A 25,489-nucleotide genomic window follows, 5' to 3' on the forward strand; every position below is an offset into this window, starting at 1 on the left:
CGGACCGGGGAAGGCCCCGGACGACACACCCGGTCCGGGTGGCGGAATGGCAGACGCGCTAGCTTGAGGTGCTAGTGCCCTTTATCGGGCGTGGGGGTTCAAGTCCCCCCTCGGACACCAGCGGAAAACCCCCAGGTCACCCTGGGGGTTTTCGCTTTCCCCGCCCTATTCCCTGATGCGCAGGAAGGTCACGGAGTGCGCCGGGAACGTGTGGGTGCAGGCCCTGGTTGTGACCGGAGTCGGTGACTCCGAAGCCGGCCCCGCGGTCTCCTGCCCCGTCCAGGTCGAGGCGCAGGTAGCGGCGGTTGCGTTCACCCAGGCGCTGATCGTCGTCCGCGGTCCCGGCGCGCCCCGTACCGCCGGAGACCGAGGTTTCACTCCAGGCGGTCATGGGTGAGTACGCGGCGTTGTCGGCGCGGTCGTACCGGAAGGAGCGGTCGGCGCGTGGGGCAGTCGGCGTCCTGTGCGGCGGACGAGCGCCTGCTGGGGGCCCCGCGATGGGATGATGAAGGGGCTGTGCCCGTCTGTGCCGGGCCCCTCCGGCGACAAGGACCGAATAGATGAGAGGACGGGCCAAGCCTCCCGCCGCCCCGCTTCCCCAGCGCGAGGGCGTCGACCCGGTGCGGGTGCGGCTCCCGCCGGATCCGTCCGGGGCCTGGCAGACCGTCCGGGACCATCTGCTGGACCGATTCGCGAGGGCGATCGGCGCGGGGCGGGTGGAGGCCATGCTCGCCACGGGCAGGTTCGTCGGCGCGGACGGCGGTGCGGTGCGGCCGGACGAGCCCTACACGGCCGGGCGGCATCTCTGGTTCCACCGGGACTTCGCACCCGAGGAACCGGTGCCCTTCCCCATCGGCGTCGTCCACCGCGACGACCATCTGGTGATCGCGGACAAGCCGCACTTCCTGGCCACCACCCCGCGCGGCCGGCACGTCACCGAGACCGTGGTGGCCCGGCTGCGCAGGGAGCTGGACCTGCCGGAGCTGCAGCCCGCTCACCGGCTGGACCGGCTGACGGCGGGCCTGGTGCTCTGTGTCGTACGGGCCGCGGAGCGGGGCGCGTACCAGACGCTGTTCCGGGACCGGCTGGTGCGCAAGGAGTACGAAGCGGTGGCTCCGTACGATCCGGAGCTCACGCTCCCCCGCACCGTACGGAGCCGGATCGTCAAGGAGCGCGGGGTCATCGCCGCGCGCGAGGAACCAGGGGCCCCGAACAGCGTAAGCCAGGTCGGACTGCTGGAGCACCGGGGTATTTTCGGCCGCTACCGGCTGCTGCCCGCGACGGGCCGCACCCATCAGCTGCGGGTCCACATGAACGCGCTGGGGCTGCCGCTGGTGAACGATCCGGTCTATCCGGCGGTGGAGCCCGAGCCTGAGCACGAGGACTACACGCGTCCGTTGCAACTGCTCGCGAACATACTGGAGTTCACCGATCCGGTCACGGGTGAACCGCACCGCTTCGAGAGCGGGCTGCGGCTCTCCGCGTGGCCGGACCGGTGAGGCCCGCCACGGTCAGTGGCCGCGGTTGATCCAGTCCTCCAGCTGCGGGGCCTCCGCGCCGATGGTGGTGGAGTCCCCGTGCCCGGTGCGGACGGCGGTCTCCGGCGGCAGGGCGAGCAGCCGGTCCCTGATCGAGTCGATGATCGTCGGGAAGTGCGAGAAGGACCGCCCGGTGGCGCCGGGTCCGCCCTGGAAGAGGGTGTCGCCGGTGAAGACGGTGCTCAGCCCGGGTGCGTAGAGGCATACGGCGCCGGGAGCGTGGCCCGGGGTGTGCAGCACCGTGAGGCGCGTCCCGGCGACCTCCAGCTCCTGGCCGTCGGCCAGTTCGGCGTCGGGTGTGCGGTGCGGGTGGGTCTGCCTCCAGAGCGGCAGATCGTCGGGGTGCAGGAGGATCGGCGCCCCGGTCGCTTCGGCGAGGGCGGGGGCCGCGTCGATGTGGTCGTTGTGCGCGTGGGTGCAGATGATCGCGCGCAGCGTACGGCCGCCGAGTGCGGCCTCGATCGCGGCGGCGTCGTGGGCGGCGTCGATGACGACGGCCTCGGTGTCGTCGCCGACGATCCAGACGTTGTTGTCGACGTCCCACTCGCCGCCGTCGAGGGCGAAGGTGCCGGAAGTGACCAGATGGTCGATGCGGGCGGCCATCAGAGGATCACCACCGAACGCAGGACGTCGCCGTCGTGCATCCGGGCGAAGGCCTGCTCGATCTCGCCGAGCTGGATGGTCTCGGTGACGAAGGCGCCCAGGTCGAGGCGCCCCTGCTGGTGCAGGTCGATGAGCATCGGGAAGTCACGCGAGGGCAGGCAGTCGCCGTACCAGGAGGACTTGAGCGAACCTCCGCGTCCGAACACGTCGAGGAGAGGGAGTTCGAGCTGCATCTCCGGGGTGGGGACGCCGACGAGGACGACGGTGCCGGCGAGGTCCCGGGCGTAGAAGGCCTGTTTGTACGTCTCCGGGCGGCCGACCGCCTCGATGACGACGTCGGCGCCGTTTCCGCCGGTCAGTGCGCGGATCGCCTCGACGGGATCGTCGGAGCGGGAGTTGACGGTGTGGGTGGCACCCATCTTCTTCGCCGTCTCCAGCTTGCGGTCGTCGATGTCGACCGCGATGATCTTCGCCGCTCCCGAGAGCCGGGCTCCCGCGATCGCCGCGTCGCCCACGCCGCCGCAGCCGATGACGGCGACGGAGTCGCCGCGGCCGACCTGGCCGGTGTTGATGGCGGCACCGATGCCCGCCATGACACCGCAGCCGAGCAGTCCGGCGACGGCCGGGGAGACCTCAGGGTCGACCTTGGTGCACTGACCGGCGGCGACGAGGGTCTTCTCCGCGAACGCGCCGATGCCGAGCGCCGGGGAAAGCTCCGTGCCGTCCAGGAGGGTCATCTTCTGCTTCGCGTTGTGGGTGTCGAAGCAGTACCAGGGGCGGCCGCGCAGACAGGCACGGCACTGGCCGCACACCGCGCGCCAGTTGAGGACGACGAAGTCGCCGGGCACGACGTCGGTGACGCCGTCGCCGACGGATTCCACGATGCCCGCCGCTTCGTGGCCGAGCAGGAACGGGAAGTCATCGTTGATGCCGCCCTGCTTGTAGTGCAGGTCGGTATGGCAGACGCCGCACGCCTGGATCTTGACCACGGCCTCGCCGGGGCCGGGGTCCGGCACCAGGATCGTCTCGACGCGGACCGGCTCGTTCCTACCCGGTGCGATGACCCCTTGTACCTGCTGCGCCATGCCGTGGTCTCCCATCCCGACTGCCCCGTTGTACCGAAGATCGAACCCGCCCACCGTACCCGGGCGGGGAGCCGCTCACGGGGCGAGGACGTCCAGTTCGTGCAGCGCGCCGACCGCGATCTCCTTGGTCAGGCTTTCCGCCCCCGCGGCGTCACCCTCACGTACGGCTTCGGCGAGCCGGACGTGGAGCGTGACGGCGGCGGGGTCCGGATCCTCGAACATCACCTGGTGGTGGGTACGCCCGGCGAGGATCTCCGCGACGACGTCGCCGAGCCGCGCGAACATCTCGTTCCCGGAGGCGTTGAGCACGATGCGGTGGAAGGCGATGTCGTGGCGGAGGTAGCCCTCCAGTTGCTGGCCGCGCGAGTTCGCGACCATGCCGAGGGCGCATTCGGTGAGGGCGGCACACTGCTCGGCGCTGGCGTGACGGGCCGCGAGGCCCGCGGCGACGGGCTCCACGGCTGACCGCAGCACCGTGAGGGAGCGCAGCTGCCGGGGCCGGTCGGAGCCGGCGAGGCGCCAGCGGATGACCTGGGGGTCGTAGACGTTCCACTCCTCGGTGGGCCGCACGGTCACCCCGACCCGGCGCCGGGACTCGACCAGGTGCATGGATTCCAGGACGCGGATCACTTCGCGTACGACGGTGCGTGACACGTCGAAGCGCTGCGCGAGCTCATCGGTGCGCAGGACCCGCCCGGGCGGACAGTCACCCGCCGCGATCTCCATACCCAGGGCGTCCAGCACATGCGTATGGAGCCCATGGGCAGGTGTGGTCATGCCCACAAGCCTACGGGGCGGCCCGGGGGAACAAAAAGTACGACGTTTATGTCACAGCTACTTGAATAAGTCGTATGTAATGGGTTTCAGTAGCGCGACGGACCGACGTCGACGGACCGAATGTCGATGAAGACAGCGAGGCACCCAATGAGCACCCCCCATGTCGTCGTGGTGATGGGCGTAGCAGGCACCGGCAAGACCACGATCGGTCCTCTGCTCGCCGACGCGCTCGGCGTCCCCTATGCCGAGGGCGACGACTTCCACCCGCCGGCCAACATCGCCAAGATGTCCGCCGGTACGCCGCTGGACGACAACGACCGCTGGCCGTGGCTGGACGCCATCGGGCAGTGGGCACACGGCCGGGCGGGGCTGGGCGGCGTGGTCAGCAGCTCGGCGCTCAAGCGCGTCTACCGCGACCGGCTGCGGGCCGAGGCCCCCGGTGCCGTCTTCCTGCATCTGACCGGCGACCGGGCTCTCATCGAACGTCGCATGGCGGACCGCAAGGGCCACTTCATGCCGACCGCGCTGCTCGACTCCCAGTTCGCCACCCTGCAGCCGCTGCAGGAGGACGAGGCGGGCGTCGCCGTCGACGTGTCCGGCACCCCTGAGGAAATCACCGACCGGGCCGTCGCCGCGCTGCGCCGGCTCGCGAACTAAGGATCACCACCGTGACCAGTCTCAGCGTCGAGATGCTGGCAGCGGATGCCGTCGAACCGATCACTTCGGCCGGCAACGCGCAGCTGGGCATCGCCGTCCTGGCGGGTATCGCCGTCATCGTCCTGCTCATCACCAAGTTCAAGATGCACGCGTTCCTCGCGCTGACCATCGGTTCGCTGGCACTCGGCTCCTTCGCCGGGGCCAACCCGGCGAAGACCATCGCCAGCTTCACCGCGGGCCTCGGTTCGACGGTCGCGGGTGTCGGCGTCCTCATCGCCCTCGGCGCCATCCTGGGTAAGCTGCTCGCCGATTCCGGCGGCGCCGATCAGATCGTCGACACGATCCTCGCGAAGGCGAGCGGGCGGGCGATGCCGTGGGCGATGGTCCTGATCGCCTCGATCATCGGGCTTCCGCTGTTCTTCGAGGTCGGAATCGTGCTGATGATTCCGGTGGTGCTGCTGGTCGCCAAGCGCGGCAACTACTCCCTGATGCGGATCGGTGTCCCCGCGCTCGCCGGTCTTTCCGTGATGCACGGGCTGATCCCCCCGCACCCCGGCCCGCTGGTCGCGATCGACGCACTCGGCGCCAACCTGGGTGTCACGCTGGCCCTCGGTGTGCTGGTGGCCATCCCCACCGTGATCATCGCCGGTCCGGTCTTCTCCCGCTACGCAGCCCGCTGGGTGGACATCCACCCACCGGAGAAGATGATCCCGCAGCGCCCGTCCGAGGACCTGGACCGCCGGCCCAGCTTCGGCGCGACCCTGGCGACGATCCTGCTGCCCGTCGTGCTGATGCTGGTCAAGGCACTCGTCGACATAGTGGTGGACGACCCGGAGAACCACGTCCAGCGGGTCACCGATGTCATCGGCTCGCCGCTGATCGCGCTGCTCGCAGCCGTGATCGTCGGCATGTTCACCCTGGGCCGTGCGGCGGGCTTCACCAAGGGCCGCCTCTCCGGCACCGTCGAGAAGTCGCTCGCCCCGATCGCGGGCATCCTCCTGATCGTGGGCGCCGGCGGCGGGTTCAAGCAGACCCTGATCGACGCCGGTGTGGGCCAGATGATCCTGGAGTTCTCCGAGAACTGGTCGATCCCCGCCCTGCTGCTCGGCTGGCTGATCGCCGTCGCGATCCGCCTGGCGACGGGCTCGGCGACCGTGGCCACCATCTCGGCGGCCGGTCTGGTCGCTCCTCTCGCCGCCGACCTGTCGACGTCGCACGTCGCACTGCTCGTCCTCGCCGTGGGCGCGGGCTCGCTCTTCTTCAGTCACGTCAACGACGCGGGGTTCTGGCTGGTGAAGGAGTACTTCGGCATGGATGTCCCGCAGACGATCAAGACCTGGTCGGTGATGGAGACGATCATCTCCGTCGTCTCGCTGGCCTTCATCCTGCTGCTGTCGTTGGTGTTGTAACCGGCTGCACTCCTCCGGCTCCCGCCACAGCGGGTGCTCGGACCGGGCCCAGGGGCGCTCGACCGACCCGGTGCGCATGCCACGGCGTGCCTCCGGGTCGGCGAGCGCCTTCGCGATGTGCCCGGCGAGGACGATGCCGAGCGCGAGCCGGTCGTGGATGAAGGTGGCACCCGTGCGCCATACCAACGGGGCGAGCCCGGTGAACCACATCAGCGCTCCGGTGCCGAGCATCACGAGCAGCCCTCCCGCGATCCACGCGGCGTACCCGAAAACGGTGGGCATCACCTCGCGACGATCATCAGGGGGGCACTGGCGGCGAGGACGGACAGGAGCAGCTCGAAGGTGCCGAGCCGGTCGGCGCGCAGGGCGCGTTCCTCGCCCTTGCAGGTGGCGATTCCGCCGGTGTCGCCGGCCTTCCCGGTGGTGCCGGGTGACGAAGGTGCGGGTGCTGCCGCTGGGAGCGGTGGACCTGCAGCACGCGCTGGACGAGGGCGCTGCACCTCAGTGGCCCAGTGGCGGTCGGGGCACCAGACGTTCTGGCACAGCGAGGAGATGCGGGAGGCGCTCGGTGACCCGCGGTTCACCGTGGACGACGGCACGATGATCGTGGCGGAGCGCTTCCGGGTGGTGGACCGCGTCTGACGGGACGCCCCGGCCGGCGCGCGCAGTCGCGGCGGCCGGACGGGGCGGCGGACGCGGCAGAGGGTCAGACGGCTGGGAGCGCGTAGAGCCGCTTCCCGTGCATGACGGCCAGCCGCTTGCCGGCCGCGGCCACGTACCACTGCTGGATGTCACCGGTCCTGTCGTTGTAGGTCCAGCGCAGCTTTCCGGTCGCCGCGTCGAAGGCGTGCACACCACCGTCCTTGTCGAATTCGGTGGCACCGTAGAGGACGCCGTCCACCTCGACGAACTGCCACGCCTGCGTCGCCGTGTCCCGCAGGTCCTCGTTGTGCCAGATCTCCTCGCCCGTGGCGGGGTCCACCGCCCACAGGCCGCGCGCGCTGTCGGAGGCGTAGAGCACGCCCACGAGAAGATGCGGGTCGTTGAACTTGCTGAATTCCTCCGTGGTGAGCGACCAGCGCTCCTTGCCCCCGGAGAGTTCGAGCGCCCGCAGACGCTGTCCGTCCGCCACGATCACCAGCTCCTCGTGCACGGCGAATCGACGATGGTTGGACTGGCCCAGTTTCTTCGTCCAGACCTGCCGGCCCGTGGCCGTGTCGCGGACCGTCACGTTCTCCCGGTAATCCGTGTAGACGAGGCGCTCGCCGACGACCGCGGCGTTGATGCCGTACTCCTCGGTCCCCGCGTCGCGCTGCTCACGCCAGGCGACCTTGCCGGAGGTGGTGTCGATGGCGGCGATCACGTTGTCCGGCGTGGTGAAGTCCTTCTCCAGGATGCCGGCCAGCACATAGACATGGCCCTCGTCGGCCGCCATGGGGCGCGGCTGCTGGTACTCGTCGCCCAGGCGGCTGCGCCAGGTCTCCTTACCTGTGGCCGGATCCAGCCCCACGACGTCGCCGTCGTAGTCCGCGCCGGCGAGGTAGAGCGTCCCACCGCCGACAACAAGCTTGGCCCCCGGCGTGGTGATACCGGCGCGCGACCACTTCTCCTCGCCGCTGACGGCGTCCCGCCCCACCAGAGGGTCACCCGACACCAGGACCAGGCCGCCGACCACGCCGAGCGCGTCGCTGCCGGACAGGCTGGTGTTCGCTGTATCCGCCTGCCACAGCGGCTCGGGCGCGGTGCCGGGCGGCGGGGTGGTGAAGGCGTCGCCGTTCTTCTCCCCGCCCGGCGTGACGCCGCCGGCCGACGCGTCCTCCTCGGGACCGCATCCCACGACTCCGGCCCCGAGCACGGCCAGCCCCAGCCCCGCACCGGCCAGCCCGAGTATCCGCCTGCGCGACATCGCGTCCCCGCCACGTCCGACCATGCCCGTCCCCCGCTTCCGTTCACCTGCTTCGACGCTCCCAGGACCCCGGGACGCCTTGAGCGCCGCAAGGCTACCGTCGCTTTTCGGCCTACCGCGGTACGGCACAGAATCGGGACAGGCTCGTGAAACTCCCGTCATCCCCGGGGCTGCGGCCCCGGGGCGGGGAGGGGATCCGTCAGCCAATCGCCCTCGCCGCCGCCCGGCCCGCAGTCCGGCCCGAGAAGATGCAGCCGCCTAGGAAGGTGCCCTCCAGCGAGCGGTAGCCGTGGACCCCGCCGCCGCCGAAGCCCGCCGCCTCCCCCGCCGCGTACACCCCGGGCAGCGGGGTGCCGCCCTCGGTCAGGACGCGGGAGGACAGGTCCGTCTCCAGCCCACCGAGGGACTTGCGGGTCAGAATGTTCAGCCTTACGGCGATCAGCGGGCCCGCCGCCGGGTCGAGGATGCGGTGCGGCTTCGCCGTACGGATCAGCCTGTCGCCCAGATAGGCGCGGGCTCCGTTGATCGCCGTGATCTGCAGGTCCTTGGTGAAGGGGTTGGCGATCTCACGGTCGCGGGCCGTGATCTCGCGGCGCAGGGCGTCCTCGTCGATGAGAGTTTCGCCGGTGAGAGCGTTCATTCCCCGCACGAGGGCGCCGAGGTCCTTCTCGACGACGAAGTCCACGCCCTTGTCCATGAACGCCTTCACGGGCCCGGGGACTTCGGCGCGCGCCCTGCCGATCACGTCACGCACCGACTTCCCGGTCAGGTCCGGGTTCTGCTCGGAACCGGAGAGCGCGAACTCCTTGCCGATGATCTTCTGGTCGAGGACGAACCATGTGTAGCCGTGGCCGGATCGCATGATGTGTTCGAGGGTGCCCAGCGTGTCGAAGCCCGGGAAGAGCGGGACCGGAAGCCGCTTGCCGCGGGCGTCCAGCCAGAGGGAGGACGGGCCGGGCAGAATCCGGATGCCGTGCTTGTCCCAGATCGGATTCCAGTTCTCGATGCCCTCCGTGTAGTGCCACATCCGGTCGCGGTTGATGTGGTGGGCGCCTGCCTTCTCGGCGATGCCCAGCATCAGTCCGTCGACATGGGCGGGGACCCCGGAGAGCATCTTCCCCGGCGGCGTTCCCAGCCGCTCGGGCCACTGGGCGCGTACGAGGTCGTGGTTGCCGCCGATGCCTCCGGAGGTGACGATCACGGCCTGAGCCCTGAGCTCGAAGGCGCCCGTCACCTCACGGCTGCTCGCGGTGCCCCGCTCGGCGCCGCTCTCCTCGAGGATCTCGCCGGTGACGGTGTCGACCGCCCCGGCCGAGCGGCCGAGGCCGGTCACCCGATGGCGGAAGCGCGGGTGGACCAGGCCCTTCGCGATGCCTTCGCGAACCCGTCGCTCGAAGGGGGCGACGACGCCGGGGCCGGTGCCCCAGGTGATGTGGAAGCGGGGAACGGAGTTGCCGTGGCCGTTCGCGTCGTAGCCGCCTCGTTCGGCCCAGCCGACGACGGGGAAAAGCCGCAGCCCCTGGGCGTGCAGCCAGGACCGCTTCTCCCCGGCCGCGAAGTCGACGTATGCCTCGGCCCACTGCCGTGGCCAGTGGTCCTCGTCGCGGTCGAAGCCGGCCGTGCCGTACCAGTCCTGGAGGGCCAACTCGTGGCTGTCCTTGATCCGCAGCCGGCGCTGCTCGGGCGAGTCGACGAGGAAGAGCCCGCCGAAGGACCAGTGCGCCTGGCCGCCGACGGACTGCTCGGGTTCCTGGTCGAGGAGGATCACCGTGCGGCCCGCGTCGACGAGCTCGGCGGTGGCCGCCAGCCCTGCGAGTCCTGCCCCGATCACGATCACGTCAGCGTCGTACGCCATGGGTTCCATCCTTCGGAGCGGAGCGGGGCGGGGCGGAGCGGGGCGGAGCGGGGCGGAGCGGGGCGGGGCGGAGCGGGGCGGAGCGGGGCGGAGCGGGGCGGAGCGGGGCGGAGCGGGGCGGAGCGGGGCGGAGCGGGGCGGAGCGGGGCGGAGCGGGGCGGAGCGGAGCGGAGCGGGGCAGCGGCGGGCGAGCGGGCGGGGGAAGTTACTTGTGGGTCCGATCTTCGGTACGGGCTGCGCCCACGTCAACCGTCCGGTCGGTGGCGCCCTCGCCGATACCGTAGGGCCACCGGGCTATCGTCGGACCGTGTCGGTGCTGGTACTCCTGCTGTCCGTGGGCGCCGCCTGCTGCCTGGGCTTCGGATTCGTCCTTCAGCAGGACGCCGCCCGCCGTGCGCCTCTGAGCGACTTCCTCTCTCCCCGGCTGCTGCTCGACCTCATGCGGGTCCCGAGCTGGCTGGCCGGGCTCGGCCTCATGGTCTGCGGACTGGGCCTCGGCGCCCTGGCGCTGGGCCAGGGTGAGGTGTCGGTCGTGGAGCCGCTCCTGGCGACCAATCTGCTCTTCGCGATGGCGCTGTCGCGGCACCGCACGGGCCAGCGGCTGGGGAAGCAGGGCTGGGGAGGCCTCTGCCTGCTGGCGGGCGGCGTCACCGCGTTCCTGCTGGCCGGCGAGCCGCGCGGCGGTGAGGCGGTGACGGCGCCCCTGCGGCACTGGCTGGTCATCGGTGCGGTGGCGGGGCTCGCCGTCCTCCTGACCGCCTGCGCCAGGCACCCGCGGACCCGTGGGGCCCCTGTCCTGCTCGGCCTGGCGGCGGGCCTGCTCTACGGTTTGCAGGACGCCCTGACCAGGCTCAGCGGGGAGCGGCTGGCCGACGGCGGCTGGACGACGCTGATGACCACCTGGCAGCCGTACGCCGTCCTGGTCCTGGGGGTGACCGGGCTGCTCCTGGTACAGAGCGCGTTCGAGGCGGGGCCGCTGCGGATGTCCCTGCCCGCGCTGACCGCCGCGCAGCCGCTGGCGGGGATCGTCTGTGGCATCGGTTTCCTCGGCGACCAGGTGCGCACCGACACGGCTGCCCTGGCCTGGCAGGCCGCGGGGCTGGCGGCGATCGTCGCCGGGATCGTGCTGCTGGGGCTGCACCCGGCGATGCCGGAGGGGAAGGACGGAAAGGAGGGGAAGAAGCGACACGGATCCACGGCTGCCGACCGGTTGATGTTGGATGGGCCCCATGACACCGGCTGACGAGATCCTGGACATTGTCGACGAGAACGACAAGGTCGTCGGGCAGGCGCCCCGCAGTGAGGCGACCGCGCGCGGCCTGCGTCATCGCTGTGTCTTCATCGAGGCCCGGGACCCGGAGGGCCGGCTGTTCGTGCACCGCAGGACGGCCACGAAGTCGGTCTTCCCCGCGCACTACGACATGTTCGTCGGCGGGGTCGTGGGCGCGGGCGAGTCGTACGACGGGGCGGCGCTGCGGGAGGCCGAGGAGGAGCTGGGGGTCTCCGGCCTCCCCCGCCCCACTCCGCTCTTCAGGTACCTCTACGAGAGCCCCCGGCACAGCTGGTGGTCGTACGTCTACGAGGTGCGCTGCGAACTCCCCGTGCGGCCGCAGGCCGAGGAGGTCGCCTGGCACACCTTCCTGAGCGACGCCGAGCTGGAAGGGCGCCTGGGTGACTGGACGTGGGTGCCGGACGGGCTGGAGGCCTACCACCGGCTGCGGGAGTTCCGGGCCGCCGGCGGAGCGGGAGTCACCGCGTGAGCGATTTCGTGCGCGGGCTGCGTCTGTGGTGGGCCCCGGAGCGGATCCGCGAGGAGGGCGACACCCCGGACTACCGCTTCTCCCTCGCCAACGAGCGCACCTTCCTGGCCTGGATACGGACGGCTCTCGCACTCGTCGGCGGCGGTTTCGCCGTCGACCAGTTCCTGCCCTCACTGGCCTGGGGCATCCGCGCCTGCCTGGCGCTCGGGCTGCTGGCGGCCGGCGTTCTCTGCGCGTTGCGCGCCGTCAGCCACTGGGTGCGGTGCGAGCGCGCGATGCGGCGCGGGGAGGACCTGCCGGTGTCGCGCTTCCCCGCGCTGCTCAGCCTCGTGGTCGCTGTGGTGGCGGTCGCGATGGTGGTGGTGGTCCTGTTCGGCTGGGACGGGCGGTGACCGCCGCGGGGCGCGATCCCGGCCTCCAGCCGGAGCGGACCCGGCTGGCCTGGCGCCGCACCACCCTGGCGTGCACGGTGGTGGCCCTGCTCGCGGTCCGGCAGGCCCTGCACGGCGGGGCGACCGGGGCCGGGGTGCTCGCGGTGGCCCTGAGCCTGCTGGCCTGGCTGGGGTTCCTCGCGGTGGCCCACCGCCGGGTGACGGGCATGGGGACCGCGCGGCCCGACCCGCTGTCGCCGCGCCATGCGCTGACGGCTGCCGCGTGCACGGTCGCGCTCGCGGTGTTCGCCGTCGTGACACTGTTCTGACCGTACGTACCCGACCGGGCCGGGTGCCGTCACCCGTCCCAGTCCACGCTGACGACGATCTTGCCCCGGGTGCGTCCCTCCTCGTTGAGCCGGTAGGCGTCGGCGGCCTGCTCCAGAGGGAAGACCCGGTCCACGTGGACGGAGACGATGCCCTGCTCGGCGAGTTCGGCGAGGTGGGCGAGGTCCGTGGCGTCGGGCCGCACGAAGGCGTAGCGCCCGCTGTAGGAGAAAACCTCGGCGTCGGCGATGGAGGCGAGCCGGCCGCCGGGCGCGAGGGTCGCGGCGGAGACCCGGAGCGCTTCCCCGCCTACCGTGTCGAACGCGGCGTCGAAGCCGTCGGGGACCAGCTCCCGCAGGCGGGCGGCCAGCCCGTCGCCGTACTCCACGGGTTCGCCGCCCAGCCGGCTCACGTAGTCGTGGTTGTGGGGCCCCGCCGTACCGACAACCCGGCAGCCGGCGTGCCGGGCGAGCTGGACGGCGAGCGAACCGACCCCGCCGGCGGCCGCGTGGACGAGGACGGTCTCGCCCTCCTGGACCTTCAGGGTGCGGTGCAGCACCTGGTGTGCGGTGAGGCCGCACAGCGGCAGGCCCGCCGCCTCCTCGAAGCTGAGGCTCAGTGGCTTGCGGGCGAGGGTGCGCACGGGTGCGGCGACGTACTCGGCGAAGGTGCCGCGCGAGAGGAAGTCCTCACGTACGTAGCCGATGACCTCGTCGCCCACCGCGAACTCGTCCACGGCGGCGCCGGGCTGGACCACGACACCGGAGACGTCCCAGCCGGGGACGACGGGGAACACGGCTTCCAGCCCCGCCTGGAGGTAGCCTTCGCGGGCCTTCCAGTCGACGGGGTTCACGGCCGCGGCCCGCACCTTCACCAGGACCGTGTCGGGCCCGACCTTCGGGTCGGGCCGCTCGCCGTACTCCAGTACGTCGGCCGAGCCGTATCTGCTGTAGCTGATCGCCTTCATGCTCCGACGATCGGGGCGGGCCGGGGTGCCCGCAACTCAGGCCGTGGCCGAGTACGCGCTGCTGGAACAGGACGAGGCTGCTCCGCCACGGACGTGGCGGCTTTCGTGACGGCGCAGGGCCGGGACGACCGGCACCCGGACCGAGAGGAGGAGCCGGAGATCACTTCTCGGATCACGGGCGGACACTGGACGACATACCGACTGGTCGGCATCATGGTGCCGACCGTCCAACCGCCTCGGAGGTGCGCCCCATGAGCCCAGTCCACCCGCCAGGTCTCGATCTCGACCTGCTGCGCGGCCATCTCGACCGCGAGCGGCCGGGGCTGGTGAACGGACCGCTCGACGCCCGGGTGATCGAGGGCGGCCGCTCGAACCTCACCTACGTCGTCACCGACGGCTCCGGGCAGTGGGTCGTGCGCAGACCACCGCTGGGCCATGTGCTCGCCACCGCGCACGACATGAAGCGCGAGCACCGGGTGATCAGCGCGCTTCACTCCACCGCGGTCCCGGTGCCGCAAACGCTCCTGCTCTGCGAGGACGACGCGGTCATCGGCTCGCCCTTCTACGTCATGGAGTACGTCGAGGGGACCCCGTACCGCACGGCCGAACAGCTCGCCCCGCTCGGCGCCGAGCGCACCCGGGCCGTCGTCCTCGGGCTCGTGGACACGCTGGTGGACCTGCACGCCGTGGATCCCGCCGTCGTCGGCCTCGGCGACTTCGGGCATCCGGACGGCTTCCTGGACCGGCAGCTGCGGCGCTGGGGCAAGCAGCTGGACGCCTCACGCAACCGTGAGCTCGCCGGTATCGACGAGCTGCACGCCGCGCTCGGCCGGAAGCTCCCCGTCTCCCCCGCGCCCACCGTCGTGCACGGCGACTACCGCCTGGACAACGTGCTGATCGGCCAGGACGACCGGATCAAGGCGGTCCTGGACTGGGAGATGTCCACCCTCGGAGACCCGCTCACCGACCTCGGTCTGCTGGTGATGTACAGCTCCGACCTGGACCTGCCGGAGTCGCCGGTCTCCACCACGAGCGGCGCCGCGGGCCACCCCGGCCCCGCCGAGCTGATCGAGCGCTACGCCGTCCGTTCCGGCCGCGACACCTCCGCCATCTCCTGGTACACGGCCTTCGCGTGGTTCAAGCTCGCCGTGATCCTCGAGGGCATCCACTACCGCTACACCCTGGGCCAGACCGTCGGCGCCGGCTTCGACCGCATCGGCCACCTGGTACCGGTCTTCATCGCGCACGGCCTCACCACCCTCCAGGAAGGCTGATCACCCCGTGGACTTCGCATTCGACGCCCGTACCGAAGAGCTGCGCACCAGGTTGCTCACGTTCATGGACGAACACGTCCACCCCGCCGAGGAGGTCGCCGAGGAGCAGCGCGCGCGGCTGACGTCTCCGTGGGACACCCCGCGGATCGTGGAGGACCTGAAGGCGGAGGCACGCGGGCAGGGCCTGTGGAACCTCTTCCTGCCCGACGCGGAGTACGGCGCCGGGCTGACGAACCTCCAGTACGCCCCGCTGGCCGAGATCACCGGCCGCAGCCCGCACCTGGCGCCGACGGCGCTGAACTGCGCGGCCCCGGACACCGGGAACATGGAGGTGCTCTCCCAGTTCGGCTCGGAGGAGCAGAAGAAGCAGTGGCTGGAGCCGCTGCTCGCCGGAGAGATCCGTTCGGCGTTCGCGATGACGGAGCCCGAGGTGGCCTCCTCCGACGCGACGAACATCGAGACGCGGATCACCCGGGACGGCGACCAGTACGTCATCGACGGACGCAAGTGGTACATCTCCGGGGCGATGAACCCGGACTGCGCGATCTTCATCGTGATGGGGAAGACGGACCCGGACGGCGAGGACATCCGCCGCCAGCAGTCCATGATCCTGGTCCCGCGCGACACCCCGGGCCTGGAGGTGCGCCGTGCGATGCAGGTGTACGGCTACGAGGACCACTCCCACGGGGGCCACGCCGAGGTCGTCTTCACCGACGTACGTGTGCCCGCCGCGAATCTGATCGGCGAGGAGGGCGGCGGCTTCGCCATCGCCCAGGCGAGGCTGGGGCCGGGTCGGATCCACCACTGCATGCGGCTGATCGGGATGGCCGAGCGCGCGATCGAGCTGATGTGCAGGCGGGCCGTGGCCCGTACGGCCTTCGGCAAGCCGCTGGCCCAGCAGGGGGTCGTCCAGAACTGGATCGCCGACGCCCGGGTGACGGTCGAGCAGCTGCGGCTGCTCGTACTGAAGACGGCCTGGCTGATGGACACGGTGGGCAACCGAGGGGCGCACACGGAGATCCAGGCGATCAAGATCGCCACCCCGCGTGCGGTCTGCGACATCCTCGACCGGGCGGTGCAGCTGTACGGCGCCGGCGGGGTCAGCCAGGACTTCCCACTGGCCGAACTCTGGTCGTCCGCACGGACGCTGCGGCTCGCGGACGGACCGGACGAGGTGCACCAGCGGTCGCTGGCGCGGCGCGAGATCAAGAAGTACCTCTGAGCCCTGTACGGGGAGGCGCCCCGGGCGGCGCCTCCCCGGGGGGTCAGAAGGTGAGCTGCCAGCTGTCGACGTAGCCGGTGTCCTGAGCGGCGACGTCCCGCACCTGGAGCTTCCAGGTGCCGTTGGCGGTCTCGCCCGAGGCGTCGACGGTGTACGTCGCGCTCACGTTGTCGGCCGAGTCGCTGCTGCTGGAGTTCTTCAGGCGGTAGGCGGTGCCGTCGGGCGCGAGCAGGTCGACGACGAGGTCACCGCGGTAGGTGTGCTTGATGTCGACCCCCACCTTGAGCGCCGACGGGGCGTTGCCCGTACGACCGGTGACCGGGACCGGGGAGGTCACCGCGGCGCCGTTGTCGGGCACGGAGACATCGGAGGCGTTGCTGAAGACGGTCCCGGTCGGCGGAGTGACCGTCCCGGCGGACAGGGTCCAGACGGCGTGGGCGATCGCGTCGCTGTTGCGGTCCAGGGCCGTGTCGTTGATGTTGGCGGTGGTGTCGCACGACGAGTGGTAGCAGCGGTCGAAGGACTGGCCCGCCGTGCCGCCCCACTTCTGGGCCTGGGCGCTGGACTTGGTGTTGCTCGCCCCGGTGAACAGACCTCCGACGGGCACGCCCGCGCTCTTGAACGGGGCGTGGTCGGAGCGGCCGTCGCCCTCGGTCTCTATCTCGGTGGGTACCGACAGGCCCGCGAAGTAGTCCTTGAAGGTCTGCTCGATGACCGGGTCGTCGTCGTAGACGAAGTAACCGGCGTTGGGCGAGCCGATCATGTCGAAGTTGAGGTACCCGGCCAGCTTGCCACGCTCCGTGGCGGCCAGGCTGTTGACGTAGTACTTCGATCCGACAAGCCCCAGCTCCTCGGCGCCCCACCAGGCGAAGCGCAGGTGCTTGTCCGGTGCGAGCTGCGCCCTGGAGACCGCGAGGGCGGTCTCCAGCACGGCGGCCGAGCCGGAGCCGTTGTCGTTGATGCCGGCGCCGGACGTCACCGAGTCGAGGTGGGCGCCGGCCATCAGCACCTGGTTCGCGTCACCGCCGGGCCAGTCGGCGATCAAGTTGTAGCCGGTGGCTCCGCCGGAGGTGAACTGCTGGAGCGCCGTGGTGTATCCGGCCGCGTCGAGCTTGGCCTTCACATAGTCGATGGACGCCTTGTACCCGGCCCTCCCGTGGGCCCGGTTGCCGCCGTTGGCGGTGGCGATCGACTGGAGCTGGGTGAGGTGCGCCTTGACATGGGCGAGCGGGATGTCGGGGGCCGCGGCGACGGCGACGGGTGCGGCCTGGACGGCCGGTGCGGCGGTGGCCAGCAGGGCCGCGACGGCGATCGCGGCGGCGGGCAGAAGTCTGCGTCTGGAAGGTCTCATCGGGGGCTCCGGATTCCGTTCGGGGACTGACGGAACGTGCGGGGGTCCCCGGGGCGTGCACGGCCCGGGGCCTTGGAGCGGTGGGGCTGATGCGCGCCCCCGATGCTCGGACAGATGACCGAGCACGGTCAAGAGTGCAATCCGGACACGCATGTTCGCTCACCGGACAGCGAGGGGAGAAGACCAGGACTCAGGGCACCCGGAGCCGTACCCTCACCCCGGCGCAGCCGCACCCGGAGGCGCTGACGCGTGTGCCGGAGCACTGGGTGACGAACGCGCGAAGGGCGCTCGTTCGCGGTGTTCTGCCTGCTCGGCGTGGCTCGCACGTCGTGGCCCGGCCTCCTGGCGGGTTGCTCTGGGGACCGCACACTCCGAGTGGGTTCCCGGCCGGGAACCCACGACGGCGCACACCACCGTTTCGGACATCGGCGGCGGGGGCTTCGAGACGCCGGTCGTCCGCGGCGTCCCACAGCCGGTCGGAGGTACGTCGACGCTGTGGCCGCCGACCGCCAGGGGCCCGCGGCCTGTCCGCCGAGGTAGCGGGGAGGGCCACCAGTTCCTCCACCTCAACGGCAGGATGTCCGGCAGCGTCTCGCAGAGGATATCGACGCACCCTGACTCGTACATCGTCAGCTTCGAGCCGGCCGGCAACCCGGCGTGAGCTCCCGCCGAAGACGGGCGAACCCGGAGTGGACGGCGTCCCCGTGAGGACGTTCAGCTTCGACGCCACCGGCCACGGTGTCCGCGACAGGGGCTGCACCCGGCAGACCGCCGTCTTCTCCAGCCTGCTGAGGCTCCGTCACCCTCATCTTCGCCGGCACCAGCCCCGGCTCGGGGCCCGGTCATCGACGACGTCCTGGTCCGGAGCTGCTGCCGGTCCTCCGCCCGCCGGCCTCCTGGGCCGGCCGGCTGTCCGCCGGTTCAGGGACGCAGGGCCCTCAGCAGGAGGTCCGCCAGATGGTCCGCGACCTCCTGCTGGCTGAGCGGACCGTCCGGGCTGTACCACGTCGACAGGTGGTGGACCGACCCGAAGTGGTAGTCGACGACCAGGTCGGCCGGGGTCGCCGCGGAGAACACCCCGGCCCGCTGCCCCTCCTCGATCAGGGCCCGGAAGCGCTCGTGGTACCGGCGGCGCTCGATCCGTACCTGCTTGTTCTTCTCCGGGCTCAGGTGGTGCATGGAGCGGAAGAAGATCGAGGCGTCGTCGAGGTTGTCGATGGTCGTGACGACCACGTCCGCCGCGGCGTCACGCAGTCGCTGCTCGATCGGCGCCTCGGCGTTCGCGTAAGCGTCGAGCCGCTCCTGCTGGAGCCGCAGCACCCGGGCGTAGACCTCCTGCAGGAGGTCTTCCTTGGAGCCGAAGTAGTGGTAGAGCGCCCCTTTGGTGACACCCGCCGCCTCGACGATCTCCTGGACGGAGGTGCGGTCGTAGCCCTGCTCCGCGAAGAGCCGGGTGGCGGCGGCCAGCAGCCTCTGGGGGACGGGCGTACCGTTCCCGTCCGTCGCCTTGGCCATTGCCGCCACCTGCCCTCTCGTACCGCGCGTGAACTGTTCTAACGGGGGGAACGCAGTTCCCGCCTGAGGATCTTCCCACTCGCCGTCTTCGGGAGTTCGGCCAGGATCTCCACCTCGCGCGGGTACTTGTAGGCGGCCAGCCGTTCCCTGCAGTACGCGCTGAGCTCGCCGGGCTCCGTCCCGGCGCCCGGTCGCAGGCTGACATAGGCCCGGACGGTCTCCCCGCGGTAGGCGTCGGGAACGCCCACTACGGCCGCCTCGCGGACCGCCGGGTGCGTGTAGAGGACGTCCTCGACCTCCCGGGGCCAGACCTTGAAGCCGGAGGCGTTGATCATGTCCTTCTTGCGGTCCACGACGTAGAGCCAGCCCGCGGTGTCCATGAAACCGATGTCCCCGGTGCGCAGTTCCCCGTCCGGGAACGCGGCTTCGGTGGCCTCGGGCAGATTCCAGTAACCGGAGACGACCTGCGGTCCGCGTACGGCGATCTCCCCCTGCTCGCCGAAGGGGACGTCGTCGCCCTTCTCGTCGATGATCCGGACCAGGGTGTCGGGGCCGGGGACACCGACGGAGAGGGTCCCGGAGACGGGGTCGACAGGCGCCTCGTGCTCCGGGGGTACGGAGGCGCAGGGCGCGGTGCACTCGGTGAGTCCGTAGCCGTTGCGGATGTACGGGCCGAAGCCTTCGCGGAACTTCTCGACCAGGGCGGGCGGAAGCGGCGCCCCTCCCGAGGAGATCACCTCGAAGGAGGCGAAGTGTTCCCGGGTGGCCTCCGGGTGCGCGGCAAGCGCCATGAAGGCGGTCGACGGGCCCACGGTGTAGGCGGGGCGGTGCTCCGCGAAGGCTTCCAGGACGACGCTCGCCTCGAAGCGGTAGGCGAGGACGAGGGTGCCGGCGTTGGCGGTACAGGCGGCGAGCTGGCAGACCATGCCGGTGATGTGGAAGAGGGGAGCGAGCGCGAAGTAGGACGCGCCCTCGCCGATGGGGTGGCCGGCCCGCTGCCGCTCGGCGTTGATCATGATGTTGCCCTGGGAGTTCATGGCTCCCTTGGGGGTGCCGCTCGTCCCGGAGGTGTAGCTGATCAGGGCGGTGTCGGCGGCGGTGAGTTCCCGGTCCCCGGGGGCGGCGAGGCCTCGGCGGGCCACGGCCACCAGATCGGAGGCCCGGTCGCCGGCGCCGGGCGCGGGGAGCCGTTCGAAGCCGAGTACGCGCGGGTCGTCGGCCGACTGGAGGTCGAGCTCGCAGGCCGTGACGGCGATCTTCACGCTCGGGGCCGCCTCGGCGGTGGCCCGCAGATACGACTCCCAGGCCCGGTCGGAGCAGATCAGCGCGGTCACCTCCGCGTCCTTCAGCACGTGCCCGACCTCGCCGGACCTGTACATCGGGTTGAGCGGGACGACGGTGGCGCCGGCCTTCCAGGCCCCGAGCAGCGCGAGCACGAAGTGCGGGGTGTTCTGCAGCATGATCGCGACCCGGTCGCCACGGCGCAGCCCCTCGGCGGCGAGGTGGCCCGCCACGGAGTCGGACAGCTCGTCGGTCTCGCGATAGCTGAGGCGTCCGTCGAAGTAGGCGAGCGCGGTGCGGTGCGGGGCCCGTCTGACAGCCTCACGGAATGCGTGCACCATGGTCTCGGCCGGATGGACGGGGGCGAGCTGGGCCTCGCTGAGCAGGGCGGTCCACGGCTTCGCCGCGTAGATCGACTCGGTCATGCGCCGCCCCCCTCCCACTTCTGCTGCAGGTGATTCATGTTGCCGATCCACCGGTCGGGGTCCTTCGCGCGGGCGCGGTAGTAGCCGGCCACCTCGGGGTGCGGCAGGACCAGGAAACGGTCCTGCTCCATGGCGTCGAACAGGGCGTCGGCGACGGCCTCCGGCTCGATCGCGGTGGGCGCGAGCACGAGGTCGCCCGCGGAACCGGCCGCCGTGAGCATGTCCGTACGCACGCCCTGGGGGCAGATCGCGTGCACCTTGATGCCGCGGTGCCGGTAGGTCAGCGAGAGCCATTCGGCGAAGGCGACCGCGCCGTGCTTGGTGACGCTGTACGGGGCGGCGCCGATCATCGTCAACAGCCCCGCCGCCGACGCGGTGGAGACGAAGCGGCCGCTGCCGCGCTCCAGCCAGTCCGGCAGCAGCGCCTTGGCTGCGCGGACGTGCGCCATCACGTTGACGTCCCAGGCCGCGGCCCAGACGTCCTCCTCGGCGAAGGCGTCCCCGCCCGAGCCGAGGCCGGCGTTGGCGCAGTAGACGTCCACCGTGCCGTCGAGTGCGTCGCGGGCGGCGTCCACGATGCCGGAGGCGTCACCGGCCACGACGGTTCCGCCGATCTCCTCGGCGAGCGGCTCGATCCGGTCGGCGTCGAGGTCGTTGACGACGACCCGCGCACCCTCCGCGGCGAATCTGCGGGCAAGGGCAGCCCCGATGCCGCCTCCGGCTCCCGTCACCACTACGCCAGCACCCTGCACCGTGCTCATCCGTCCCGCCTCTCTCAGCCGTCTTCCTCAGCAGACTAACCAGTCGGTATGTGATCGGGGAAGGGGGCCGGGGCAGGACTGGGAATCTGCCCGGTCCTGGCCGTTCCGTGCGGCCCGCACCCGCGCTAGCGTGCGTGGCCATGGCAGTCGGCGCGATCACGGAGGTACCGGTATGACCCTGTCCAGACGTGGCGTACTGGCCGTAGGCGGCGCGATGGGAGCCCTCGCGGCGACCGCCGCAGGACCAGGGACGGCTGCGGCCGCCGGCCGGGGGCCCGGCGCGCGCGCCCGGGTCCGTACCGGCTTCGAGCGGCTGGCCTCCGACGGTTACCGGCTGCTCGCCGGGCAGAAGGTCGGCATCGTCACCAACCCCACCGGGATCACCTCGGACGTCCGGCACATCGTCGATGTGATGCACCCCGACGACCGGGTGAACCTGACGGCCGTCTTCGGCCCCGAGCACGGCTTCCGGGGCACCGCGCAGGCGGGCGGCTCGGAGGGCAGGTACGACGACCCGGCAACCGGCCTGCCGGTCCACGACACCTACCTGAAGAGCGGGCAGCCACTGGCCGGCATCTTCACCGCGTCCGGTGTGGACACGGTGGTCTTCGACATCCAGGACGCGGGCGCCCGGTTCTACACGTACATCTGGACCCTGTACGACTGCATGGAGGCGGCAGCACTCGCGGGCAAGCGGTTCGTCGTCCTGGACCGGCCGAACCCGGTCACCGGCCGGGCGGCGCTGGGGCCCGTACTCGATCCGGCCTTCGCGACCTTCGTGGGACGCCGGGAGATCTCGCAGGCGCACGGCATGACGGTGGCGGAGCTCGCCCTGCTCTTCAACGCGGAGTTCCTGGCTGCCCGGCCGGTGGAGCTGGACGTCGTGAAGATGTCCGGGTGGCGGCGTGCGGACTTCTTCGACGCGACGGGCCTGCCGTGGGTGCCGCCGAGCCCCAACATGCCGACGCCGGAGACGGCGGTGGTCTACCCCGGGACGTGCCTGTTCGAGGGGACCAACCTCTCCGAGGGCCGGGGAACGGCGCGGCCCTTCGAACTGCTCGGCGCGGAAGGCATCGACCACCGGTGGGCCGCGGCCGCGAACGGCCTGGAGCTGCCCGGGGTCGCCTTCCGTGAGGCGTACTTCGCGCCGACGTTCTCCAAATTCCAGGGCAGGACGGTGGGCGGGGTGCAGGTGCACGTCCAGGACCGGGAGTCCTTCGACCCCGTACGCACCGGGATCGCGCTGCTGGTCACGGCGAAGCGGACGTGGAGCGGGTTCGCGTGGCGGGCGGACAACTGGATCGACAAGCTCACGGGCAGCACACGGGTCCGCACGATGATCGACGCGGGGGCGGACACGGACGAGGTGGTGGGGGCCTGGGCCGCCGACCTCGCCGCGTTCCGGCGGGTGCGCCGGGAGTTCCTGCTGTACCGATGAACGCCGGGGACCGGTGAGCCTGTTCCCCGGCCGCCGGGACGGGGAACAGGCTCGATCTCAGCGGTGCGAGGGGAACTCCACGACCAGCTGGTAGGTCGGCCGGTTCTGCCAGTGGAGGGACTTCTGCGAGATCCCGCCCAGCGGACGGTGGATGATCGCGTCGGTGCACCACTGCTCACCGGACTCGCAGCTGTCGTCACCCGGGTAGACCTCCGCGGCAGGTGTGGCCGCCGCCTCCTTCAGGGTGCTGAGCAGCGCGGACCGGCAGGCGCTCAGGTCGCCGTTTCCGCAGTACGTCTTCGCCAGCGGCCCCTTGACGGGCTGTCCTAGGACCTGGCGCAGATCCTTGTCGGCGAAGCCCCACCATCCGTACTGGAAGGCGGAGCCGCTGTGCGCGCCGCTCGGCCCGTGGCTGGCTGCCGGGGACTCGTCTGTGGCCAGGCTCGCGGTGAACGCCTCGTAGAGATCGTCACCGAGGCCCGGGCGGAACTCCGCCTCGACCAGCTCCGGCCACCACGCGTCCATGATCCGTACCGCGTCCGCGTGCGCGTACGTGCGCGATCCGGGGCTGGTCTCCTTGCGCTGCGCTCCGGCCGCCCGCCAGGAGTCCAGCTGCTGGACCACCGCGGCCAGCTCCGGGTCGGTGACCGGCTGGGAGCGCAGCACCTTCAGGAGCTCGGGCAGCAGCTGTTCGCCCCGGAGGTCGGTGAGGGCCGCCTCCGCCATGGCGCGGGTGAGGGAGGCGCGGGTCACGCCGCCCGCCTCGACCAGTTCGGACACCCGGTCGTCGAGGAGGTCGCCCCGGTGCACGGCGCCGAAGCCGAACGCGGCGGTGGAGTAGTCCTCGGCCTGCCGGTTGTTCCAGGAGATGTAGTAGTCCTGGCCGCTGGAGTGCGGGTGCTCGGCGAACGGGGTGTAGTCGGTGGTGTTGGCCGCCGGGTCGTAGCCCTGCCACTCGTACGCCTTCTCGGCCTTGACCGGAAGCGCGGCGTCCACCCCGGGCGCGCGCACGGGATTCATGCCGCTGTTGTAGTACGCCGTGGTCCGCGAGTCCGCGTAGAACCAGTTGAAGGCGTAGTCGATATGGCTCGCCGCCTGCTGGAAGGAGGCCGCGTCCGTCACGTACGCCGGGTCGTTGAGCAGCTGGAAGCCGATGATCGAGTCGGCCTCGTGCCGGTAGGTGGTGCGCAGCGAGGTGTACGCGACCGGCTCGCCGTCCACCGTGGCGCGGTGGGTGACGATGCCGTAGTCCGTGCGCCACACCTGCATCCGGTAGGAGCCCTTGGCGGTGGAGTCGGCGACGGTGGGCTTCCAGGAGTTGGTGCGCTCCAGCTTCTCCATGGCCGTGCAGGCGCCGTCGTTCCGGTAGTGCGTGGAGTTCTTGTCCGGCGCGGAGCCGTCGGGTTCGCAGAGCTCGACCGCGTACGTGTCGGTGATGTCCTGGGCCGCCGATGTGGCGCTCCAGGCGTAGTCCTGGCCACGGCCCATCTGGATGTACATGCCGACTCCGGCGAACGAGACGCCACGGGCGCTGATACCGGGGCCCTGGAGCTCCTGGAGCATCATCAGCTGCGGGGCGAAGTAGCCGGTCTGGGGGCCCATGACGGCGACCGGGTTGCCGCTCGCGGTGTGCTTGCCCGACACCAGGAGGGCGTTGGACATGCCGCGCTTCTGGGCGCCGTCGCCGGATCCGGGCAGCGATCCCTCCGGGATGACCCCGTCGTCGTACATGCCCTGCAACGGCTCGAGCGCGGCCGGCGCGTCGACCGGGGCCTTCCTGTCGGTGCCCGCCGAGCCGGTGCGGTCATGAATCAGGGGTTCGGGTGTGACGGAGCCTTCGTCGGGAAGGGCGGTGCCCCGGGCCTGCTCGGGCTTGCCGGCGTAGGGGAACGAGGTGCCGTCGTGGACGGTGAGGACAGCCTCGGGGTCGTTGCGCTGGCGGAAGGACTCCCAGACGCGGGTGCCCTCCTCGACGCCGTACTTCTGCTGGGCGGCGAGCAGCGAGAGCGCTGCCTGGACCTCGCCGCCGCCTCCCCCGCCGAACTGTCCCCCGACGACCGAGGCGATCGAGATCAGGTCGGTCAGCCCGAACGGCTGGATCTCGCCGATGTTCGTGATGGAGTCGATCTTCCCGGTGAGGACGTACTCGCCCGGGAAGTAACGGCCCTTCTTCGACTTCACCCGGTAGGCGTTGATCCCGTCGACGTAGGCCTGTGCGTCGGCCATCGCCTGCTCGCCACGCGCGCCCTCGGTGGTCCGGATCCGTTCGACCTGGGCCTCGAGATCCGCCTCGGTGTACGGGGCCTGCGGCCAGAACTGCTGCTCCAGGCCCTGGTTGGCCAGTGCTCCACCGGCGAAGGAGGTGAGCTCGCCGCGCCCGATGTGCCGGAAGAGGTCCATCAGCCACAGCCGGTCCTGTCCGGCGGCGAACCCGGCGCCGAACTCGGTGCCGTAGCGGGTGGTCCCCTTGATGTGGGGAACACCGCTCTTCTTGTCCCGGGTGATCGTGACGTCCTCGCGGGGCTTCGTCACGGACTCGACCTGGTCGGCGGCGACTCCGAAGGAGGCGTCGTTGAAGAAGTCCGTCAGCTTCTGGTCGGTGAGGCTCGTATGACCCGCGACCAGGCCGTTGTAGCGGTCGAGCTGGTCGTCGCTGTGCGCGGGATGCGTACCGAACGCCTTGTTGCCGAGTATCTCGACGAGCGTGGCGTTGCCGTTCGCACCGGGCGGCAGGATGTCCGCGCACCGGCCGTGGCAGTGGTCGGTGACGGCGAGGGGTTCCGGCTCCTCCGCTCCGGCGCCGGGCGCCACGGCGAGCAGGGACGTGCCGAGAGCGAGAACGGCCGCGACTGTGGCGGCTCTGAGCGTGCGGATGCGAGGGGGCATGCGTGCTCCTCCGGGTGGCCGATGCGCCGGAGGTTACTGGCGGTACGCCCCCACCGGTAAGATGAACATCAGTCACTTTTC

Annotated in this window: 22 protein-coding genes, 1 tRNA gene and 2 pseudogenes; 13 read left to right on the forward strand and 12 right to left on the reverse strand. The window is 71.1% G+C overall.

The window, feature by feature from the left end:
- Positions 1-32 precede the first annotated feature (32 nt).
- The 3 genes from ACWD04_RS21670 to ACWD04_RS21680 all read left to right on the forward strand — a co-directional run bounded on the left by ACWD04_RS21670 (position 33) and on the right by ACWD04_RS21680 (position 1,499).
- Positions 33-120: transfer RNA gene (locus ACWD04_RS21670), tRNA-Leu, on the forward strand.
- Positions 121-175: 55 nt separating this feature from the next.
- The gene (locus ACWD04_RS21675) at positions 176-397 is read left to right on the forward strand and encodes a hypothetical protein (protein ID WP_451134274.1); all 222 of its coding nucleotides are present in this window, start codon (positions 176-178) and stop codon (positions 395-397) included.
- Positions 398-560: 163 nt separating this feature from the next.
- Complete coding sequence (locus ACWD04_RS21680; protein ID WP_451134276.1) at positions 561-1,499, forward strand: pseudouridine synthase; 939 nt, start codon at positions 561-563, stop codon at positions 1,497-1,499.
- A 12-nt stretch (positions 1,500-1,511) separates the two neighbouring features.
- Here ACWD04_RS21680 and ACWD04_RS21685 read toward each other — a convergent pair whose 3' ends face one another.
- From ACWD04_RS21685 to ACWD04_RS21695, 3 genes are all read right to left on the reverse strand, one after another.
- On the reverse strand, positions 1,512-2,141 hold the full coding sequence (locus tag ACWD04_RS21685; RefSeq protein WP_451134278.1) for an MBL fold metallo-hydrolase: 630 nt from the start codon (positions 2,139-2,141) through the stop codon (positions 1,512-1,514).
- On the reverse strand, positions 2,141-3,226 hold the full coding sequence (locus ACWD04_RS21690; protein WP_451134280.1) for an S-(hydroxymethyl)mycothiol dehydrogenase: 1,086 nt from the start codon (positions 3,224-3,226) through the stop codon (positions 2,141-2,143). Before ACWD04_RS21690 ends, ACWD04_RS21685 begins: the two co-directional genes overlap by 1 nt.
- A 75-nt stretch (positions 3,227-3,301) precedes the next feature.
- Positions 3,302-4,003, reverse strand: a complete 702-nt coding sequence (locus ACWD04_RS21695; RefSeq protein WP_451134282.1) for a FadR/GntR family transcriptional regulator — start codon at positions 4,001-4,003, stop codon at positions 3,302-3,304.
- Positions 4,004-4,150: 147 nt separating this feature from the next.
- Between ACWD04_RS21695 and ACWD04_RS21700 the strand changes: the two genes are divergently transcribed.
- Together ACWD04_RS21700 and ACWD04_RS21705 are read left to right on the forward strand one after the other, a co-directional pair.
- Complete coding sequence (locus tag ACWD04_RS21700) at positions 4,151-4,660, forward strand: gluconokinase (RefSeq protein WP_451134284.1); 510 nt, start codon at positions 4,151-4,153, stop codon at positions 4,658-4,660.
- Positions 4,661-4,671: 11 nt separating this feature from the next.
- Positions 4,672-6,069, forward strand: coding sequence for a GntP family permease (locus tag ACWD04_RS21705; RefSeq protein ID WP_451134286.1), 1,398 nt, complete (start codon positions 4,672-4,674; stop codon positions 6,067-6,069).
- Between the two features lie 9 nt (positions 6,070-6,078).
- On the opposite strand, the pseudogene ACWD04_RS21710 reads toward ACWD04_RS21705, so the two are convergent.
- A pseudogene (locus ACWD04_RS21710) lies at positions 6,079-6,333 on the reverse strand (cytochrome b/b6 domain-containing protein); the annotation flags it as partial.
- Positions 6,334-6,499: 166 nt separating this feature from the next.
- Here ACWD04_RS21710 and ACWD04_RS21715 point away from each other — a divergent pair.
- Positions 6,500-6,711 (forward strand): annotated as a pseudogene (locus ACWD04_RS21715) (ASCH domain-containing protein); the annotation flags it as partial.
- 64 nt (positions 6,712-6,775) lie between these two features.
- On the opposite strand, the gene ACWD04_RS21720 reads toward ACWD04_RS21715, so the two are convergent.
- Positions 6,776-7,999: an outer membrane protein assembly factor BamB family protein gene (locus ACWD04_RS21720; RefSeq protein ID WP_451134288.1), complete on the reverse strand. Its 1,224-nt coding sequence runs from the start codon at positions 7,997-7,999 to the stop codon at positions 6,776-6,778.
- Between the two features lie 175 nt (positions 8,000-8,174).
- On the reverse strand, positions 8,175-9,830 hold the full coding sequence (locus ACWD04_RS21725) for an FAD-binding dehydrogenase (RefSeq protein WP_451134290.1): 1,656 nt from the start codon (positions 9,828-9,830) through the stop codon (positions 8,175-8,177).
- Between the two features lie 307 nt (positions 9,831-10,137).
- On the opposite strand from ACWD04_RS21725, the gene ACWD04_RS21730 reads away from it, so the two are divergent.
- From ACWD04_RS21730 to ACWD04_RS21745, 4 genes are read left to right on the forward strand one after another with little or no spacing between them, the layout of a single operon-like run.
- On the forward strand, positions 10,138-11,073 hold the full coding sequence (locus tag ACWD04_RS21730) for a DMT family transporter (protein WP_451134292.1): 936 nt from the start codon (positions 10,138-10,140) through the stop codon (positions 11,071-11,073).
- A complete protein-coding gene (locus ACWD04_RS21735; protein WP_451134294.1) occupies positions 11,060-11,590 on the forward strand; it encodes an NUDIX hydrolase in 531 nt (176 codons plus the stop codon). Before ACWD04_RS21730 ends, ACWD04_RS21735 begins: the two co-directional genes overlap by 14 nt.
- Entirely contained in the window at positions 11,587-11,982 is a 396-nt protein-coding gene (locus ACWD04_RS21740; RefSeq protein ID WP_451134296.1) for a YidH family protein, read from the forward strand. Before ACWD04_RS21735 ends, ACWD04_RS21740 begins: the two co-directional genes overlap by 4 nt.
- Positions 11,979-12,290 carry a DUF202 domain-containing protein gene (locus ACWD04_RS21745; RefSeq protein ID WP_451134298.1) on the forward strand — a complete coding sequence of 104 codons (312 nt, stop codon included), beginning with the start codon at positions 11,979-11,981 and terminating at the stop codon, positions 12,288-12,290. Before ACWD04_RS21740 ends, ACWD04_RS21745 begins: the two co-directional genes overlap by 4 nt.
- Before the next feature lie 29 nt (positions 12,291-12,319).
- Here ACWD04_RS21745 and ACWD04_RS21750 read toward each other — a convergent pair whose 3' ends face one another.
- On the reverse strand, positions 12,320-13,255 hold the full coding sequence (locus ACWD04_RS21750; RefSeq protein WP_451134300.1) for an NADP-dependent oxidoreductase: 936 nt from the start codon (positions 13,253-13,255) through the stop codon (positions 12,320-12,322).
- Positions 13,256-13,506: 251 nt separating this feature from the next.
- Between ACWD04_RS21750 and ACWD04_RS21755 the strand changes: the two genes are divergently transcribed.
- Both ACWD04_RS21755 and ACWD04_RS21760 read left to right on the forward strand, forming a co-directional pair.
- A complete protein-coding gene (locus tag ACWD04_RS21755; RefSeq protein ID WP_451134302.1) occupies positions 13,507-14,529 on the forward strand; it encodes a phosphotransferase family protein in 1,023 nt (340 codons plus the stop codon).
- A 7-nt stretch (positions 14,530-14,536) separates the two neighbouring features.
- Complete coding sequence (locus ACWD04_RS21760; RefSeq protein WP_451134304.1) at positions 14,537-15,751, forward strand: acyl-CoA dehydrogenase family protein; 1,215 nt, start codon at positions 14,537-14,539, stop codon at positions 15,749-15,751.
- A 43-nt stretch (positions 15,752-15,794) separates the two neighbouring features.
- Here ACWD04_RS21760 and ACWD04_RS21765 read toward each other — a convergent pair whose 3' ends face one another.
- From ACWD04_RS21765 to ACWD04_RS21780, 4 genes are all read right to left on the reverse strand, one after another.
- Complete coding sequence (locus ACWD04_RS21765) at positions 15,795-17,102, reverse strand: M28 family peptidase (protein WP_451134306.1); 1,308 nt, start codon at positions 17,100-17,102, stop codon at positions 15,795-15,797.
- Between the two features lie 921 nt (positions 17,103-18,023).
- The gene (locus ACWD04_RS21770; protein WP_451134308.1) at positions 18,024-18,617 is read right to left on the reverse strand and encodes a TetR/AcrR family transcriptional regulator; all 594 of its coding nucleotides are present in this window, start codon (positions 18,615-18,617) and stop codon (positions 18,024-18,026) included.
- A 38-nt stretch (positions 18,618-18,655) separates the two neighbouring features.
- The gene (locus ACWD04_RS21775) at positions 18,656-20,323 is read right to left on the reverse strand and encodes a class I adenylate-forming enzyme family protein (protein WP_451134310.1); all 1,668 of its coding nucleotides are present in this window, start codon (positions 20,321-20,323) and stop codon (positions 18,656-18,658) included.
- On the reverse strand, positions 20,320-21,084 hold the full coding sequence (locus ACWD04_RS21780; RefSeq protein WP_451134312.1) for an SDR family oxidoreductase: 765 nt from the start codon (positions 21,082-21,084) through the stop codon (positions 20,320-20,322). Before ACWD04_RS21780 ends, ACWD04_RS21775 begins: the two co-directional genes overlap by 4 nt.
- A gap of 172 nt (positions 21,085-21,256) precedes the next feature.
- Between ACWD04_RS21780 and ACWD04_RS21785 the strand changes: the two genes are divergently transcribed.
- Positions 21,257-22,522 carry an exo-beta-N-acetylmuramidase NamZ family protein gene (locus ACWD04_RS21785; RefSeq protein WP_451134314.1) on the forward strand — a complete coding sequence of 422 codons (1,266 nt, stop codon included), beginning with the start codon at positions 21,257-21,259 and terminating at the stop codon, positions 22,520-22,522.
- Positions 22,523-22,579: 57 nt separating this feature from the next.
- Here the strand turns inward: ACWD04_RS21785 and ACWD04_RS21790 are convergent, their stop codons facing one another.
- Positions 22,580-25,408: a penicillin acylase family protein gene (locus ACWD04_RS21790; RefSeq protein WP_451134316.1), complete on the reverse strand. Its 2,829-nt coding sequence runs from the start codon at positions 25,406-25,408 to the stop codon at positions 22,580-22,582.
- Between the last annotated feature and the right edge of the window lie 81 nt (positions 25,409-25,489).

This window comes from Streptomyces sp. NPDC002911, from assembly GCF_053591835.1.